Source organism: Pseudomonas sp. NPDC087639 (assembly GCF_044743385.1).
Classification (GTDB): Bacteria; Pseudomonadota; Gammaproteobacteria; order Pseudomonadales; family Pseudomonadaceae; genus Aquipseudomonas.
Genome location: NZ_JBIUWI010000045.1, coordinates 32,406 through 49,862, shown reverse-complemented (window position 1 = coordinate 49,862; position 17,457 = coordinate 32,406). Strand labels below are relative to the sequence as shown.

Annotated in this window: 16 protein-coding genes and 1 pseudogene; 10 read left to right on the top strand and 7 right to left on the bottom strand. The window is 60.5% G+C overall.

What is annotated here, in order from left to right; translation table 11 throughout:
* Positions 1-163: 163 nt before the first annotated feature.
* From ACIOVB_RS18745 to ACIOVB_RS18735, 3 genes are read right to left on the bottom strand one after another with little or no spacing between them, the layout of a single operon-like run.
* Complete coding sequence (locus ACIOVB_RS18745) at positions 164-2,068, bottom strand: ATP-binding protein (RefSeq protein WP_401270197.1); 1,905 nt, start codon at positions 2,066-2,068, stop codon at positions 164-166.
* Positions 2,065-2,997, bottom strand: coding sequence for an ABC transporter substrate-binding protein (locus ACIOVB_RS18740; protein WP_401270194.1), 933 nt, complete (start codon positions 2,995-2,997; stop codon positions 2,065-2,067). Before ACIOVB_RS18740 ends, ACIOVB_RS18745 begins: the two co-directional genes overlap by 4 nt.
* A gap of 1 nt (position 2,998) precedes the next feature.
* On the bottom strand, positions 2,999-5,122 hold the full coding sequence (locus tag ACIOVB_RS18735; RefSeq protein WP_401270192.1) for a TonB-dependent receptor plug domain-containing protein: 2,124 nt from the start codon (positions 5,120-5,122) through the stop codon (positions 2,999-3,001).
* Positions 5,123-5,318: 196 nt separating this feature from the next.
* Between ACIOVB_RS18735 and ACIOVB_RS18730 the strand changes: the two genes are divergently transcribed.
* The 9 genes from ACIOVB_RS18730 to ACIOVB_RS18690 all read left to right on the top strand — a co-directional run bounded on the left by ACIOVB_RS18730 (position 5,319) and on the right by ACIOVB_RS18690 (position 13,333).
* Entirely contained in the window at positions 5,319-6,344 is a 1,026-nt protein-coding gene (locus ACIOVB_RS18730; RefSeq protein WP_401270190.1) for an NAD(P)H-dependent glycerol-3-phosphate dehydrogenase, read from the top strand.
* Between the two features lie 17 nt (positions 6,345-6,361).
* Positions 6,362-6,709, top strand: a complete 348-nt coding sequence (locus ACIOVB_RS18725; protein ID WP_095137170.1) for a DUF4389 domain-containing protein — start codon at positions 6,362-6,364, stop codon at positions 6,707-6,709.
* Positions 6,706-7,158 (top strand): phosphohistidine phosphatase SixA, encoded by a 453-nt coding sequence (gene sixA, locus ACIOVB_RS18720; RefSeq protein WP_401270188.1) that lies wholly within the window; start codon positions 6,706-6,708, stop codon positions 7,156-7,158. The genes ACIOVB_RS18725 and sixA overlap by 4 nt, the downstream gene beginning before the upstream one ends.
* A gap of 202 nt (positions 7,159-7,360) precedes the next feature.
* Positions 7,361-9,016 (top strand): AMP-binding protein, encoded by a 1,656-nt coding sequence (locus ACIOVB_RS18715; RefSeq protein WP_401270186.1) that lies wholly within the window; start codon positions 7,361-7,363, stop codon positions 9,014-9,016.
* A 32-nt stretch (positions 9,017-9,048) separates the two neighbouring features.
* Positions 9,049-9,492, top strand: a complete 444-nt coding sequence (locus tag ACIOVB_RS18710; RefSeq protein WP_042560476.1) for a hotdog fold thioesterase — start codon at positions 9,049-9,051, stop codon at positions 9,490-9,492.
* A gap of 151 nt (positions 9,493-9,643) precedes the next feature.
* Positions 9,644-10,450, top strand: coding sequence for an alpha/beta fold hydrolase (locus ACIOVB_RS18705; RefSeq protein WP_187681298.1), 807 nt, complete (start codon positions 9,644-9,646; stop codon positions 10,448-10,450).
* Complete coding sequence (locus ACIOVB_RS18700) at positions 10,447-11,301, top strand: alpha/beta hydrolase (protein WP_401270182.1); 855 nt, start codon at positions 10,447-10,449, stop codon at positions 11,299-11,301. Before ACIOVB_RS18705 ends, ACIOVB_RS18700 begins: the two co-directional genes overlap by 4 nt.
* Positions 11,302-11,416: 115 nt before the next feature.
* The gene (locus ACIOVB_RS18695; RefSeq protein WP_187681300.1) at positions 11,417-12,223 is read left to right on the top strand and encodes a DUF4892 domain-containing protein; all 807 of its coding nucleotides are present in this window, start codon (positions 11,417-11,419) and stop codon (positions 12,221-12,223) included.
* Between the two features lie 69 nt (positions 12,224-12,292).
* The gene (locus ACIOVB_RS18690; RefSeq protein WP_187681301.1) at positions 12,293-13,333 is read left to right on the top strand and encodes an AI-2E family transporter; all 1,041 of its coding nucleotides are present in this window, start codon (positions 12,293-12,295) and stop codon (positions 13,331-13,333) included.
* A gap of 436 nt (positions 13,334-13,769) precedes the next feature.
* Here ACIOVB_RS18690 and ACIOVB_RS18685 read toward each other — a convergent pair whose 3' ends face one another.
* The 4 genes from ACIOVB_RS18685 to ACIOVB_RS18670 form a co-directional block, all read right to left on the bottom strand.
* Positions 13,770-13,958, bottom strand: a complete 189-nt coding sequence (locus tag ACIOVB_RS18685) for a hypothetical protein (protein WP_401270180.1) — start codon at positions 13,956-13,958, stop codon at positions 13,770-13,772.
* Between the two features lie 375 nt (positions 13,959-14,333).
* The gene (gene xopAW / locus ACIOVB_RS18680; RefSeq protein ID WP_401270178.1) at positions 14,334-15,185 is read right to left on the bottom strand and encodes a XopAW family type III secretion system calcium-binding effector; all 852 of its coding nucleotides are present in this window, start codon (positions 15,183-15,185) and stop codon (positions 14,334-14,336) included.
* Positions 15,186-15,297: 112 nt separating this feature from the next.
* Positions 15,298-16,347: a sensor histidine kinase gene (locus tag ACIOVB_RS18675; RefSeq protein ID WP_401270175.1), complete on the bottom strand. Its 1,050-nt coding sequence runs from the start codon at positions 16,345-16,347 to the stop codon at positions 15,298-15,300.
* A complete protein-coding gene (locus ACIOVB_RS18670; protein WP_187677829.1) occupies positions 16,347-17,096 on the bottom strand; it encodes a response regulator in 750 nt (249 codons plus the stop codon). Before ACIOVB_RS18670 ends, ACIOVB_RS18675 begins: the two co-directional genes overlap by 1 nt.
* Before the next feature lie 259 nt (positions 17,097-17,355).
* On the opposite strand from ACIOVB_RS18670, the pseudogene ACIOVB_RS18665 reads away from it, so the two are divergent.
* Positions 17,356-17,457, top strand: a pseudogene (locus ACIOVB_RS18665) (orotidine-5'-phosphate decarboxylase); the annotation flags it as partial.

Here is a 17,457-nt window from a genome sequence, read left to right as displayed (position 1 = left end):
CTCATAGACTATTGCGTTGTGGTGAAAGTCACAGCACCAAGGACATGAATGTACACTTGTGCACTGAAATTTTTATTCAAGCCTCTTTTGAGGCTCGTTCGGGTGCCTAAGACTGCCGCACTTTCGCTTTTCACGCCAGTCGCAGATGGTCGAAAAGCCGTCACTACGACACCCATCGCTGCAGAATCTGCTGCAAGTCATTGCGTTTGAACGGCTTGGCCAGATAATCGTTCATGCCCGCCGACAGGCAGGTTTCCCGGTCACCCTGCAAAGCGTTTGCCGTCAATGCGATGATCGGCACATCGCTGCGTCCGTGCAGACAGCGAATCTGCCGGGTCGCCTCGTAGCCATCGATGATCGGCAGGCGACAGTCCATCAGGATCACTTCGAAATCACTGCTCTCGGCACTGCGCACCGCTTGCGCGCCATCAGTGGCGACACTGACAGTAAAGCCCAGACTGCGCAGCATCGCTTCAATCACGGTCTGGTTGACCGGATTATCTTCCACCAACAAGACTTTGCGCCCCTCGCCATGGTCGTTGCCATTCAGTGCCCGTGGTGCGGCCAGTTGTGGTAACGCCTGCTTATATAAGGCCAGTGGAATTTCCAGGGTGAACACCGAGCCACGACCTTCTTCGCTCTGCGCACGCAAGGTGCCGCCCATGCGTTCGGCGAGGGTGCGGGCGATCGGCAGGCCGAGACCGGTGCCGCCGTAGCGTCGCGAGATCGAACTGTCGGCCTGCTGGAACGCGTTGAACATCAGCTCCAGGCTTTCGGACGAAATGCCGATGCCACTGTCGCGTACCGAGCAGGTGAACCACAGCAGTTCGTGATCCAGCGATTGCCACTGCGCTTCGATACTGACCCGGCCCTGTTCGGTGAACTTCAGGGCATTGCCGACCAGGTTCACCAGAATCTGCCGAATCCGCGTCGGGTCGCCCTGCACCTGCAAGCCGCGCATGTCCTCGGGAATTCGCAGATCAAGCGCCAGACCACGCTGCACCGCGCTGTGTTGGAACGACTGCGCGCAGGCCCCGATTACTTCAGCCAGATTGAACGGAATGTGTTCCAGCTCAAGCTCGGAACGTTCGATGCGCGAAAAGTCGAGGATGTCGTTGATCACCTTGAGCAAGTGCTCGGTGGATTCCGAGGCTAGCGCGGCGTATTCGATTTGCTCCTCGGTCATTTCTGTTGTTTCAAGCAGTTGCAGCATGCCCAACACGCCATTCATCGGCGTGCGCAGTTCATGGCTCATCATCGCCAGAAAATCGGATTTGGCGTTGTTGGCCTTTTCCGCTTCCTCGCGGGTCTGGATCAATTGCGCCATGGCCTGCTGCTGTTCACGACTGGCCTGCTCCAGCGCCTGAGCGAGGTTGTTGATGTGCTGCGACAGGGCACCCAGTTCGGTGTCGTCGACAATCGGCAGCGGCGTTTTGAAGTCGCCGTCCTGAATCGCCTTGACCGCATTGCCGATATCGCGGATCGGCTGCGACAGACTGCCCGCCAGGCGTCGCGCCACGACGAAGGTGAAGAGCAAGGCGAACATCGCGAGAATCCCGGCCTTGAGCAGGATTTCCTGCTGACGCTGACTGAAGGCATCGTTGGAAAGACCGACGATCACACGCCCCAGATAATCCTCGTTGGCCGCACCACTGCTGGCTTTTGCGTCCTGAAAAAAATCATTGTTCAAAGCGATTCGTTGCAACCGCACCGGCGCCTGGAACACTTCGACCTGATGCGGGCGACGGTGTGCATCCGCCGGTTGTTCGACGTACGCCAGAATTCGGTTGGCGCTGTCCTGTACCTCAAGAAACCGCACGTTGGGCGTTGCCAGCGTGGCCTTGAGCAGGCTTTCCAACACTTCGTTGTTGCCGGAAATCACTCCGTATTCGGTGGCGGGGGCCAGTTGGTTGGCGATCAGTTGGCCGGTGTGGTTCAGCTCCTGACGCAAATCCTGAATGCGTACAAAGGTGAAAAAACTGATCAGCATTAAGGTCAGCAACAGCGCCGGGCCCAGGCTGATCATCTGGGTGCGGGTGTTGATGTCCCAACGGCGATGAAAACTCATGGGCGGCGTTCTCCTTCAGCCAAAGCGCTGGCGACAGACGCGTCATCAAGCGGTTCGATCCCTAAGGAACGAGCCACCTGCGCATTACTTGAGACTTTAAAGTGTTCGGGATAGAGCGTTCTCGGCCAATTGGCAGGCGCTTGGTCGAGCAAATGGTCGAGCACGCTCAGCCAGTCGCTCTGGTCGCTGTAAGTGCTCGCCAGGCTGCCAGCACGGACAAACGCGGCGTTGGGGCCGACCAGCGCCAATTGCCTTGAGTAACTGCTGAGCAGCAGGTTTTTCGCGGTTTTCGGGTTGTACAGATCCGGGTCGTCGAGGCCCAGCAGCACGTCGCTGTTTTTCAGCACCTCTTGCAGTGGGCGGCTGTCGTGGGTGTTGTCCCAGCGTTGGCTGACGATTTCCAGGTCCAAGGGGCGGGCTGCCAGTTGCAGTTCTTTAAGGAGGAACTCGCTGTGCTGATCGAACAGCACGCCAACCCGTCGGGCCTGGGGCAGAATTCGCCGGATCAGTTGCAACTGCCGGCTCAGCGGCGGATCGCTCCACAGCAAGCTCAGGTGCGACGGCTGTGCCGAGCCAAGACGTTGCCGGGCTTGCAAACGGCTGATGCGCAAGACGAGCGTGGGCGGGCCTTGCGACTCTTGCAGGCGCCAGTCGAGGCTCGGCGGGTCAAGCAGAATCAGGCGCAGGCTGGAGGGGAGTTTGCCCGGCACCGGCAGACTGGCCAATGGCTGGAAACGCACATTATCGGTCGGGCGCAACTCACTCAGCGCCTGAACGAAGGCCTGCACGCCGGGGCTTTCTTCGGCGCCGGTCAATAGAATGTCGGCCGCCTGCACCGCCACGCCATGCAGCCATGCGGTCAAAAACAGGCACAGCACGGCCAGCCAGTGGCCAAGGGTCGGCGTCTTCCGTGACAGGCCGAAGCGCATCCTAGAACTCCAACTCGGCGCTGAAGTACATCACGCGGCGTTCGTCATAGTTGTTGTCGACGAACGTGGTCGGTTCGTGGTCGAGCCGCTGTTGCAACACGCCGGCCAGTTGCAGTTGGGCCTTGCCCAAAGCGATGCGTTTGGCGATGCGCGTGTCGACCCGTTCGAAGCGGTAGCCGTTGAGGGCGTTGTCGCCGTAATAGAAGAGGGCGCTGTTCCAGCCGTGGCCCCAATCGCGCAGCCAGCCGGCGGAACCGCTGTTGCTCGCGGTGAATTGCTGATCCAGCGGATTGCTCGCCTCGGCGTCGACGTAGGCGTAAGTGAAACGCAAGCGGTCGACCCTGCTCACGCGCCAGTCGAGTTGTGCTTCGCTGCCGCGAAACCGTGAGCTGTTGGCGTTGCTGGCGATGTATTGGTTGTTGCGCAGTGGCTCACTGATCATGCCGGTGATTTCGTCGTAGAACAGCTTCACATCCAGCGCTAGGCCTTGCTCGGGGAAATAGCCGTTGTAGCCGAGTTCGCGCGAACGCATGTGTTCCTTGTCGAGATCTCCAGGGCCGCGAGTCTTGACGAAATAGCGCGCCGACGACTGGCCGTAGGCCGAAGGCCGCAGCTTGGTCACCTGATAGCTCCAGTTGACGTTGTTCTCGAACATGTCCGGCGAGCGGATCGCCTCCGAGTACACCGCACGCAGGCCGTGGCGCGGATTGATCAGGTAATTGACGGCGAAGCGCGGGGTCAGTGAACTGCCGATCAGTTGGGTGTCTTCGAACATCGCTCCGCCCTGCAACAACCAGTGTTCAGTCGCGCGCCACTCCAATTGGCCGAACGCACGCCAGGTGGTGTCATCCAGCGTGCCGTTGAAGTAGGTCTCGGAATCGGCCCGGTCGTAACGATAGTTCATGCCGCTGACCAGACGCAGGCTGTCGGACAGGCTGAGGGTGTCTTGCAGTTCGAGGTCGTAGCGCGACTCGCGGGCACTCTGATCGATATCGCCGCACAGGGTTTGACTGGCGCCGTTGCGCCACTGATCGAGCACACGATTGGCCAGCGCCATTTGCTGCGGCGTGCCGGATTCCGGGCCGGGGCCGAGGAAGCGGTTGATATTGCGTGCCAGGCGTTCGGTGTAATTCGGGTCGATTTGCCACAGTTGCGTCAACTCGGGGCTGAACGACACCTCGGCGTCGCAGGCGCGCCAGGTTTGCTGGCGATCCCAGTGTTGCGCCGAGCCTTGGATATAGAGGCTGTGTTCGGGATTGATGTCGAGGTTCCAGCGCACCGAACCGGCGTAGTCCTTGGCTATCACGTCGGAATTGTTCCCGGCGGCGGTAATCCCCGAGAACACAGGGCGGTAGGTGTAGGGCCGCTGGTTGGTGCCGTCCTTTGCGTTGACCTGCCAGTCGATACTCTGGTTGTCACTGAGGGTTTGGCTGACGGCGAGACTGAAACGATTCAAGCGACGGTTGTCACGGTAATCGGCGCCGGTTCGATCGGTGTCGAACCCATCATCTTCCTGACCGGACAGCGACAGGCGCAGGTCGCCGCCATTCCACCCCGTGCCCTGGCTGGCATAGAAGTCATTGATGCCGCGCTGGCCGCGAGTAATCTTCAGCCGCGTGCCGTGGCTGTCCGCCGGGTTGCGGGTGATGATGTTGACCACCGCCATCAACGCGTTGGCACCGTAGCTGACGGTGTTAGGGCCACGAAAGACTTCGATGCGCTCGATGTCCTCGATGGCCACCGGAATATCACTCCAGTCCACCGTGGCCAGGCCTGCGCGGTACACCGAACGGCCATCGATCAACACCTGCATGCGCCGTGCTTCGCTGGCGTTGGTGCCGTGATAATTGACCGCTGCCTGATTGCCGCTGATGTTGCCGACCATCATCCCCGGCACCAGACGCAGCAGTTCGCTGATGTCGCGGGCGCCGCTGGCGGTGATCAATTCGCTGTCGAGCACGGTCATGCTCCCCGGCACTTCCGCAGGCGTCTGTTTCAACCGAGTGGCCGTCAGCACCTGTGGCAGCGCTTCGCTGTCCATGAACAGATCGTCCGCCTGCAACAAAGGGCTGAACAGCAGCGCCAGCAGCAGAGAGGAACGTGATGGGGGAGGGCCAGAAAACACGACACAGCCTATAGAGTGAAGAATTGGCGCGCATGTTAACCGAGGGCTGCGACTTTTCCAGTCACGTTGCAGGCATTTTCCTAGGTTTTATTGGTCTTCTTCCTACAAGTGTCGGTAATTGACGTGGGGGCTGGCCGCGACCGGGTCGCCCCGTATAATGCCGCCATCGCCACTGGTATGGATTAACGGATTGCATATGACTGAACAGCGCCCGATTGCGGTCCTGGGAGGCGGAAGTTTTGGTACCGCCGTGGCCAATCTTCTGGCCGAGAACGGCCATCAAGTCTTGCAGTGGATGCGTGACCCGGAGCAGGCCGAGGCCATCCGGGTCAATCGCGAAAACCCGCGTTACCTCAAAGGCATCAAGATTCTGCCGGGCGTGACTGCGGTCACTGACCTGCAAGCCACTCTCGACGCCTGCGACCTGTGCTTTGTCGCGCTGCCGTCCAGCGCGTTGCGCACGGTGCTGGCGGCTCACGCCGAGCGGCTGAGTGGCAAAATGCTGGTCAGCCTGACCAAAGGCATCGAAGCCCACACCTTCAAACTGATGAGCCAGATCCTCGAAGAGATCGCCCCGCAGGCACGCATCGGCGTGTTGTCCGGGCCGAATCTGGCGCGGGAAATCGCCGAACACGCGCTGACCGCCACGGTGGTTGCCAGTGAGGACGAAGAACTGTGCAAGCAGGTGCAAGCGGCGCTGCATGGCCGCACCTTCCGCGTTTATGCCAGCGCCGACCGTTTCGGTGTCGAACTGGGCGGGGCCTTGAAAAACGTTTACGCGATCATCGCCGGCATGGCGGTGGCGCTGGAAATGGGCGAGAACACCAAGAGTATGCTGATCACTCGCGCCTTGGCCGAGATGACCCGGTTTGCGGTCAATCAGGGCGCCAACCCGATGACCTTCCTCGGTCTGGCCGGCGTTGGCGATCTTATCGTCACGTGCTCGTCGCCCAAGAGCCGCAACTATCAGGTCGGATTCGCCCTCGGTCAGGGCCTGAGCCTTGAAGAAGCGGTATCGCGCCTCGGTGAAGTCGCCGAAGGGGTGAACACCCTGAAGGTGCTCAAAGCCAAATCCCATGAGGTTGGCGTGTACATGCCGCTGGTCGCCGGGCTGCACGCCATTCTGTTCGAAGGACGCACGCTGGAGCAGGTGATTGGTCTACTGATGCGGGCCGAGCCGAAAACCGACGTCGACTTTATTTCCACCAGTGGTTTCAACTGATTCACAGGGAACGACATATGAACGATCCGAAAACCGAAGCCAAGTACGAATCCATCCTTCTGCGGGTGTTGTGGATGATCGTCTACGTGCTGGTCTGGCAAGTGGCGCAGTTCATCCTCGGCGCGGTGGTGCTGGTGCAGCTGATCTATCGTTTGATCTATGGCGCCCCGAGCGCCAGCCTGATGAATTTCGGCGACAGCCTGAGCCAGTTTCTGGCGCAGATCGGCCGCTTCGGCAGCTTCCACAGCGACCAGAAACCCTGGCCGTTCGCCGACTGGCCAACGCCGCGTACCCCGGAAGGTGAAGCGCCGCACGCCGTGCCGCCAGCACCGCATCCGGCCCGAGATGAGGAACCCAAGCTATGAAACTCTGGGTATTGCGTCACGGCGAGGCCGTGCCTTATGGCTCGCGCCCCGATTCCGAGCGCGAGCTGACCCAGCACGGTCGCAAAGAAGTCCTGCGCAGTGCGGCCCACCTGAAGGGCAAGCCATTGACCGCAATCTACGCCAGCCCTTATCTGCGCGCGCAGCAGACCGCACAGATTGTCCGCGAGGCGCTGAAATTCGAGCCGGAGATTCGCACGGTCGAGTGGCTGACGCCGGAAGTTGATCCGGACAAGGTCACCGATCAACTGGTGTCGGTGAGCAATGTGCTGCTGGTCAGTCACAACCCGTTGGTGGGCAATCTGTTGAGCTATCTGCAACATGGCGCCGGGCATCCGCCGGAGCGGGTCAGCACGGCGGGGTTGGCTGAGCTTGAGAGTCCTGAACTGCTGATCGGCTCGATGACCCTCAACAGCCTCAAGCACCCATAACGCTGATCCCTTTGTGGGAGCGAGCCTGCTCGCGAAAGCGGAGTGTCATTCACAACTTATGTGCCTGACACCCTGCATTCGCGAGCAGGCTCGCTCCCACATGTTCTCTGTGTCGTCGGAAATTATTTGTGTGAATTTTCCAACCAAGCACTTGCTTGGTTGACTACGCTTGCTCCAGACCAAAAAAACAGGAGCGAGTCGCATGTCTGCCGCATTCCGTTTGCCGCTGGACGTGTTTTACGAACGCGAGGGCCGGCACCCGCGCCAGCGCTTCCTCGTGCAACCTGTCGGCGGTGGGCAGGTCGAGACCCTGACCTGGGCCGACGTCGGTCATCAGGCCCGCTGCGCTGCGCACTGGCTGCGTGCCCGGGAATTGCCGCAAGGCAGCCACATCGCCCTGATCTCGAAAAACTGCGCACACTGGATCATTGCCGATCTGGCGATCTGGATGGCCGGGCACGTTTCGGTGCCGCTGTATCCCAACCTCACCGCCGACTCCGTGGCTCAAGTACTCAATCACTCGGAAAGCGTCTTGGCGTTCATCGGCAAACTCGATGACTGGTCGGGCATGTCCAAAGGCGTGCCGGCTGATCTGCCGACCATCAGCCTGCCGCTGCATCCACCCGGTGACTTCGATTTCAGTTGGGATGACCTGCAGCGCAGTTCGCCAATTCAAGACGACCCGCGTCCCGCCGCCGAGCAACTGGCGACCATCATCTACACCTCCGGCACCACTGGCCTGCCCAAAGGCGTAATGCACAGCTTTGCCAATCTCGGCTTCGCGACGACCCGCGGCACGCAGTTGTTCGGGCTCAACGAGAGTGATCGACTGCTGTCGTACCTGCCGTTGTGCCACGTCGCCGAGCGCATGTTCGTTGAACTGGCTTCGATCTACACCGGGCAGACCGTGTTTTTTGCTGAAAGCCTCGACACCTTTATCACTGACCTCAAACGTGCGCGGCCGACGGCGATGTTCGGCGTGCCGCGGATCTGGACCAAATTCCAGATGGGCGTCTACAGCAAGATCCCGGCGAAGCGTCTGGATTTCCTCCTCGGCCTGCCGTTCATTGGCAAGCGGGTAGGGCACAAAGTGCTGGCAGGCCTGGGGCTTGATGCCTTGCGCGTTGCTCTGTCCGGCGCAGCACCGGTGCCGCAGACTTTGCTCACCTGGTATCAGAAGCTCGGGCTCGATGTGCTGGAGGTCTATGGCATGACCGAGAGTTGCGGCTACTCGCACATCTGCCTGCCGGGCCAGTACAAACAGGGCTGGATCGGCAAACCGTGCCCGGATGTCGAGGTGCGCATCGATGAGTCAGGCGAGGTGCAGGTGCGCAGTCGGGCGAACATGCTCGGCTATTTCAAGGAACCGCAGAAAACCGCTGAAACCCTCACAGAAGACGGCTTCCTGCGTACTGGAGACAAGGGCGAGCAGGATGCCGAGGGACGTCTGCGATTAACCGGGCGGTTGAAGGAGATTTTCAAGACCAGCAAAGGCAAGTACGTGGCGCCGGCACCGATCGAAAACCGTCTGGCGGTGCATTCGCGAATCGAGCAGGTGTGCGTGGTCGGTGATGGCCTGAGTGCGCCGCTGGGGTTGTGCGTACTCTCAAGCGTCAATCAGGAGGAGCCGCGTGCGAGTCTGCATTCGAGCCTGGAAAAGCTTCTGGAAGACGTCAATGCCGTGCTCGACAAACACGAACGCCTGCGTCGGTTGGTGGTGGTCAAGGACAGTTGGGCGGTGGAAAACGGCTTTCTCACGCCGACCCTGAAAATCAAACGCAACGTCATCGAAGACACCTACGGCGCCCGCTTCGAAGAATGGAGCGAGCGCAGTGAGGCAGTGCTGTGGCAGGATTGAGCGACCACTAAAAACAACAAAGGAAGTCTGCGATGAGTCTGTGGCGCACCACCCCGAACATCGAGCAGTTGAACGCGATCCAGAAAAACACCATCGGCGAAGTGCTGGATATCCGCTTCGAAGCGTTCGATGAAGAATCGCTGACCGCGAGCATGGTCATCGACCATCGCACTCACCAGCCTTACGGATTGCTGCATGGCGGCGCATCGGTGGTGCTGGCGGAAACCGTCGGTTCGATGGCCAGCTATTTGTGCATCGACGCGAGCAAGTTTTACTGCGTGGGGCTGGAGATCAACGCCAACCATTTGCGCGGCTTGCGCAGTGGTCGGGTGACGGCGGTGGCCAAGCCGATTCATATCGGCCGCACGACGCACGTGTGGGATATCCGTCTGACCAGCGATGAAGGCAAGGCCAGTTGTGTGTCGCGATTGACCATGGCTGTGGTGCCGTTGGGTGAGCAGCCACCGGCGCGGTGAAAACGGGTCTCTACAGTGAGCGGGAAAGCGAACCCCTGACCCACCATCACCCTGACCGGACTGTCATCATTCCTGGCAGTTACGGTCATTGCCGCCGGCTTCGGTCTTACGGACAATCAACGCCACGTTTCCCGCTCATGGATTTACCGGTATGTCGCAACCGATCTTTTTCGCCCACGCCAACGGTTTCCCTTCGGGCACCTATGGCAAGTTGTTCGCGGCGCTGGCGCCCGAGTATCGGGTCGCGCATCTGGAGCAGCATGCCCATGACCCGCGTTTCCCGGCGGATGACAACTGGTACAACCTCGTTGACGAGTTGATCCACCATCTCAAACAGCAAGACCAGCCGGTGTGGGGCGTCGGTCATTCCTTCGGTGGTGTGCTGCATTTACACGCGGCGCTGCGTTGCCCTGAGTTGTATCGCGGCGTGGTGATGCTCGATTCGCCGGTGCTGACCCGCACGGATCAATGGGTGATTCGCGCCGCCAAGCGCTTTGGTTTCATCGATCGATTGACTCCGGCCGGCCGCACACTCGGGCGCCGCGAAGAGTTCGCCGACCTCGACAGCGCGCGCAGTTACTTCGCCGGCAAGAGCCTGTTTCGTGGCTTTGACCCGGAATGCTTCGACGCTTACCTGCAACATGGCCTGCACAAGGTCGGCGACAAGCTGCGTCTGCGTTTCGATCCGGCCACCGAGATCAGCATCTATCGCGGCGTGCCGCACACCAGCCCGGGGCGCACTCGCCAGTTGCAGGTACCGCTGGCGGTGGTGCGTGGGCACAAGAGTCGCGTGGTGATGCGCCATCACACCCACTTTGTTTCACGCCTTGCCCAGGGAGAGGCGCTGAGCATGCCCGGTGGCCATATGTTTCCCCTTGAGCGACCGCAAGACACCGCGCGGCTGCTGAAGAATCTGTTCACTCGCTGGGAAAACCGTCAGGACAAGGATTGCGCATGAGCCAGACAGTCGAAGAGGTGCGCCTGAGCCTGCCGCATATCGAGTTGGCAGCGCATTTGTTCGGCCCTGAGGATGGCTTGCCGGTGATCGCCCTGCATGGCTGGCTCGACAACGCCAACAGCTTCGCGCGCCTGGCGCCCAAGCTCAAAGGCCTGCGCATTATTGCGCTGGACATGGCTGGGCATGGGCATTCCGGGCATCGACCGAAGGGCGCCGGTTATGCGCTGTGGGACTACGCCCATGATGTGCTGCAAGTTGCCGAACAACTGGGCTGGAAACGGTTCGGCCTGCTCGGGCATTCGATGGGCGCCATCGTTTCACTGGTGCTGGCGGGTTCATTGCCGGAGCGTATCAGCCATCTGGCTTTGATCGACGGGGTGATTCCTCCTACAGACAAAGGCGAAAACGCTGCCGAGCGCATGGGCATGGCCCTGCAAGCGCAGCTGGATCTGCGCGAGAAACGCAAACCGGTCTACAACACCCTCGACCGTGCCATCGAAGCGCGAATGAAAGGCTTGGTGGCGGTCAGTCGTGAGGCTGCAGAGTTGTTGGCTCAACGCGGTTTGATGCCGGTGCCCGGCGGTTACACATGGCGCACCGACAATCGCCTGACCCTGCCTTCGCCATTGCGCCTGACTCAGGAGCAGGCGATGGCATTCGTCCAGCGCATCGGTTGCCCGGCGCAATTGGTGGTCGCGGCCGACGGCATGCTGGCCAAACATCCGGAGCTGCTGGAGCGTCTACCCTTTAGCAGGGAACAGCTGCCCGGCGGGCACCATTTGCACCTCAACGACGACGCGGGTGCCGACCTTGTCGCAGACTGTTTCAATCGGTTCTTCGCCATTCCTTGACTTGCAGCGGGCAACTGTCGAGGCTGGGCGGGTTGAAATGGGAGACAACCACGATGGATTTCTATACCGCTGCGACCCCGAATAGCCAAGTCATGCCGATCCGATGAGCCTGACTATGCGGTCACTCAGTCTGTTGGCGCTGTGCTGTTTCAGTTCCGTTTCGTTCGCCGCCGATGTGCCCGGCAGTCAGGATTTGCAGATCGTGCCGCGTCTGGCCGATGCGCAAATCGTCGACTATCGCCCGCCCGTGGAGCTGGAGCGAATCTACCCGCTGGGCTCGATTCGCAAGATCAGCGGCCAGTTGCGCTTTGACGGCCAAGTCACTGCCCGTGGCCAGACCACCTCGGTCACTTACGAGTTGCCGCCCGAACATTCCGCCACCGAAGCCTTCACCGCTGCCCGCGAGGCCCTGCAAAAGCAGGATGCCGAGTTGCTGTTCTGGTGTCAGGCGCGCGACTGTGGCGAAAGCAGTCTGTGGGCTAATGAGGTGTTCGGTAATGCCAAGCTGTATGGCTCCGACGAGCAACAGGCCTATCTGTTGCTGAGGTTGGCGGCACCGAAGGACAACACGCTGGTGGCGCTCTACAGCATCACGCGCGGCAATCGCAAAGCCTATCTGCATGTCGAACAGTTCGATGCGGGGGCGCCATTAGGCGAGTTGCTGCCGACTTCGGCGACCTTGTTGCGCCAACTCAAGAGCACCGGCGAGCTGGATTTCCCAAAACTCGTCAATGATCCGGATGACACCTGGCTGCGCTTGATTTCGCGTGGTTTGAACCTCGATACCACTCAGCGAGTCACGGTGTCCGGCCCTAAAGCCGAGGCCTGGCGCCAGGCGCTGATCAATCAGGGCGTACGCGCGGCGCGGATGGAAACCGGCAATGTCGACGGCGTTGGCCTGCGCATTGATCTGTTGCGATAAGCTCTGGCGGGCGAGCATGCGCGGCATGTTCGCCTACTCTTGGCCTGACTGACTTTTTCGAGACTTTACATGCTCAATAACGATCGACTGCTGGTGCAGATCCTGCTGTTGGTGTTGTTTGGCGCCAGCCTGTGGGTGATGGCGCCGTTCTGGTCGGCGCTTTTCTGGGGGGCAGTGCTGGCGTTTGCCAGTTGGCCGCTGATGCGTCTTCTGACTCGGTTGCTCAATGGTCGTGAGTCGCTGGCTGCCGCGATTCTGACGTTGGGTTGGATGCTGCTGGTGGCAGTGCCGCTGGTCTGGCTGGGGTTCAACCTGGCTGATCATGTGCGCGATGCCACGGCCTTTATCAAGGATGTGCAGGTTGATGGTCTGCCGGAGGCGCCAGCCTGGCTGGGCGCTGTGCCGTTTGTGGGCGGGCGGCTGCTCGGGATCTGGAACAGCATCGATCAGCAGGGCGCGGCGTTGATGGTGTCGATCAAGCCTTATCTGGGGCAGGTCGGTAACTGGTTGCTGGCGCGCAGTGCGCAGATTGGCGGCGGCATCCTTGAACTGACACTGAGCATTGTCTTTGTGTTCTTTTTCTATCGTGACGGGCCGCGTCTGGCGGCGTTCGTGCACGGTCTGCTGGAGCGTTTGATCGGCGATCGTGCCGGGTACTACATCGAGCTGGTGGCCGGTACGGTGCAGCGGGTGGTCAACGGGGTAATCGGCACGGCGGCGGCACAGGCGGTTCTGGCGTTGATCGGGTTTTTGATTGCCGGGGTGCCGGGTGCATTGGTGTTGGGGATTGTGACCTTCCTGCTGAGTCTGATTCCGATGGGGCCACCGTTGGTCTGGGTACCGGCAACGGCTTGGCTGGCGTGGAAGGGTGAGTATGGGATGGCGGTGTTTCTCGGGATCTGGGGGACGTTCATCATCAGTGGCGTGGATAACGTGCTGAAGCCTTATCTGATCAGTCGTGGCGGGAATTTGCCGTTGGTGATTGTGTTGCTTGGGGTGTTTGGCGGGTTGATTGCGTTTGGGTTTATTGGGTTGTTTATCGGGCCTACGCTTTTGGCGGTTGCTTATAGTTTGTTGACGGATTGGAGTAAGAGTCAGGCTCGGGTTTAGGTTCGCTGTTGGTGGGGGTTGGGTGTATATCCGTTTCTGCGGTAATGGCTGATTAGGGTTCCGCCCTTACGGCGGGTCACTTTTGGCAAACGCCCCAAAAGTAACCAAAAGGTCTGTGCCCTGACGTACGGCCCTCGCTTAGGCTCGGGTTCCTTCGCTGCGGGATTGATCCGGGGGCATCGCCTCCGGTTTGCTTCGCTGCACCTCCTCTCGATGTGTTCGACTTCGTCGAACGGTCGCTGCGCTCCCACCCCCGGATCAATCCCTCCACTCAGCCTTCCGACGGGCGCTTTAAGATCAAAAGCGGTACTCGAGCTAACGCTCATTGTGTTGAGTGGGGCGGCATGCGCCGCGTGTGGGGTGTATTCATTTTCTTGTGGGAGCTGGCTTGCCAGCGATGGCGGCCTGATAGCCGACCAGGCTCTGGTAGGTGTACTCACTCCTTGTAGGAGCTGCCGAAGGCTGCGATCTTTTGATCTGCTTTGGCTTTGGCTTTGGCTTTGGCTTTGGCTTTGGCTTTGGCTTTGGCTTTGGCTTTGGCTTTGGCTTTGGCTTCGGCTTCGGCTTTGCTTTTGTTCTTGATCTTGCTCTTCAGCCCATCGGCAGGCCGAGCGAAGGTGTTCATCCGGGGGGTAGGCGCGCAGCGCCGTGCGGCGAAGCCGCATCCATCGAGAGGAGGTGCAGCGAAGCAAACCGGAGGCGATGCCCCCGGATGGACACCGTAGCGAGGGAACACTGAGCCTCAGCGAAGTGCCGTACGTCAGGGGGCAGCCTTTTGGGTTACCTTTTCGGCGTTTGGAAAAGGTGACCCGCCGTAAGGGCGGAACCCTAAGCAGCCGTTACCGCAGCAACGGATATGCCCCCAACCCCCAACCCCCACCCACACACACACATGCAAGAACCGCCAAACGCCACGATCTGTTGATCTTGCTAATGATTCAAAAAGCAAAATCAAAAGATCGCAGCCTCGTTCCACTCGACAGCTCCTACAGTAGGCGGGTTACGTAGCGACGTTGAGGTACTTACCCACCGGCGCCGCATTATCCAACGAGTACTGCTTGCTCAAGTTCGCAATCATGCGGTTCAGCGCTTCTGCGCTGGTCTGAGCGCTGGCGGTCTGCTCCTCATCCAGACGTTCACGTCCAGACTGCAAAGCTGCCTTCAACTCATCGCTGCTGACGCCACCGCTACTGTCGCTATCCAGAACCTTGAGCAGCGCGGCGCTGGTGTCGGTGCTGGCTGTCGAGGTGCTGTCGCTGGCCTGCAACACGCTGCTCAGTTCGGTCGCGGTTACGCTGCCGTCACCGTCGGCATCAAGCTGGCTGAACAGTTCATCGCTGTTCACTTGTGGCGGAGGCGGTGGCGGCGGGGTCAGGCTGGCGGTGAGTTCGTCCTGGCTGACGACGCCGTCTTCGTTCTTGTCCAGCGCCGAGAAGATTTCATTGCTGTCGGCGGTGCTGCCGGCGCTGGTCAGGCCGGTGCTCAGTTCGTCGCTGCTGATGGCACCGTCGCCGTCGATGTCGAGTGCGCTGATCAGGGCGTCGGCCAGGTCGGTGTTGGGCGCTTGATCGCGTGGCGGTGGGGGCGCCATGGCGGTCATTTCTTCGGCACTCAGGCTACCGCTGCCGTCGCTGTCCAGATCACCGAACTGTTTGCTCAGGTTGACCAGCAGGCCGTCATCGGATTTTTGAGACAGGGCGCTGTTCAGTTCGTCCTGATCCACCGCGCCGTCGCCGTTGCTGTCGAGTTTGGCGAACAGTTCTTTTTGCAGTTGCTGGCTGCGGGCGTTTTGCGTAGTGGTGCTGCTGCTGGTGCTGGTATAGCTCGTGTAGTTGCTGACGCTACCGATCATCGGACTCACTCCCTGGAATGGAAAGCCGGTGGGTGTACCGGCTTATGCAGCCTCAAGGCGTAAGTTGTCGTGGGTATGTGGGGTTTGTACCGATTGGTACACAGATGTGTTCTCAGGGGCGGGGCAAACGGATGATTGCCGTCAGGCCGCCACCCGGTGTTTCTTCCAGGTTCAATTGCCCGCCAAAACGCTGCGCTGCCTCGCGGGCGATGGTCATGCCCAAGCCCACGCCACCGGAATTGCGGTTGCGCGAACCTTCCAGGCGATAGAACGGTTCGAACACCGCCTCGCGCTTGTCCTCGGCAATCCCCGGCCCGTGGTCGATCACGCGGATCAGCAGTTGCTCGCGCTGATCCTGCAATTCGATGCGCGCCTGCCCGGCATAGCGCAGGGCATTGTCCATCAGGTTGTTGATACACGAACGCAGCGCCATCGGCTGCACCTGCATCGGTGGGCAATGGCCGCTGACTTGCACGTCAGCGCCTTGATCCTGAGCGTTTTCGCACAACGATTCGACCAGCGCCTGCACGTCCATCAGTTGCAGCGCTTCGCTGGTACGTTGTTCGTGCAGGTAGGTGAGGGTGGCGTCGAGCATGCCGATCATGTCGTTCAGATCCTGACGCATCTGGCTTTGCAACTTGTCGTCGCTGATGTTTTCCAGACGCAGTTTCAGGCGTGACAGCGGTGTGCGCAGATCGTGGGAGACGGCGCCGAGCATGCGTGCGCGCTGTTGAACCTGTTCGCGAATGCGATGCTGCATCAGGTTGAAGGTGTGCGCCGCTTGCCTGGCTTCGCGCGGGCCGGATTCGTCGAGCGGTGGGCTGTCGAGGTCTTCGCTGAGGCGTTCGGCCGCGTCGCTCAGGCGCTGGATCGGCCGACTCAGCAGTTTGGCGCCGTACCACGCGGCAATTATCAGCGAGACAAACTGAAACGTCAGCGGCACGATCGGCCCGCCAAACCACGGGCGAGGCGGGCGTGGCGGGTATCGCGGATCCTGGGGCGGACGTTGCCCCTCGGCGTTCTGGGAAAACTCCGGTGGCGGCGGAGGCGGTGGCGGGCCGTAGAGGCGAAACCAGGTAAACGCCAACAGGTGTGCCAGGACGATCGCCGCGAACAGCATGCCAAAAAGGCGGCCGAACAGCGTGTCGAAGCGCGCCCGCATCAGCCGATGTCCCTGGCGTCGAACAGGTAGCCCTCACCGCGAACGGTCTTGATCAACTGCGGGGCTTTTGGATCGTCGCCGAGTTTTTGCCGCAGGCGCGAGACCAGCAGGTCGATACTGCGGTCGAACGCTTCGATCGAGCGCCCGCGGGCGGCGTCGAGCAATTGTTCGCGGCTGAGCACTCGGCGCGGGCGTTCGATGAAAACCCAAAGCAAACGGAATTCGGCGTTGGACAGTGGCACCACAAGGCCGTTGTCGGCGATCAGTTGGCGCAGGACGCTGTTCAGGCGCCAGTTGTCGAAGCGAATGTTCGCCCGCTGTTCGGTGCGATCATCGCGTACGCGGCGCAGAATGGTCTGGATCCGCGCCACCAGTTCGCGCGGTTCAAACGGTTTGGCCATGTAGTCATCAGCGCCCAATTCCAGGCCGATGATGCGGTCAGTGGGTTCGCAACGGGCGGTGAGCATCAGGATCGGGATGTCCGATTCGGCGCGCAGCCAGCGGCACAGCGACAAGCCGTCTTCGCCTGGCAACATCAGATCCAGCACCACCACATCAAAATGTTCGGCCTGCATCGCCTGGCGCATCGCCGCGCCGTCGGTGACGCCGCTGGCGTGAATGTTGAAACGGGCGAGGTAGTCGATCATCAACTCGCGGATCGGCACGTCATCGTCGACGATCAGGGCCCGGATGCTCCAGCGCTTGTCGTCTTTTTGCTCATCATTCACGGTGGTTTGGTTGTTGTGCATGGGGCTGTTTATCTGCCAGTAGGCCGCCAACCACAAAGATGGGCTGCGAGGTGGTGGTTTCAGCATAGGCGTCCGGCCGTGGGGCGGGAAGTGCTGATGTAAGGACGTGTTGCGGCTGGCGAGGCTAGCGCGGGTGCTTGTTGGTGGCGTGTCGGTTGTGTATCGGAGTCGACACAATAGCAGCGAGCGCTATGCTGATCACGGTTGGCGCGACGATTTACCGATCATCGGGTGCCGCGCCGCCGCCGGTTCCGCTACAATGCGCGCCGATTTCGACCTGCCTGAGAGCCCATCCATGTCCGTCTGCCAGACTCCTATCATCGTCGCCCTGGATTGCCCCACCCGTGACGCCGCACGGAAG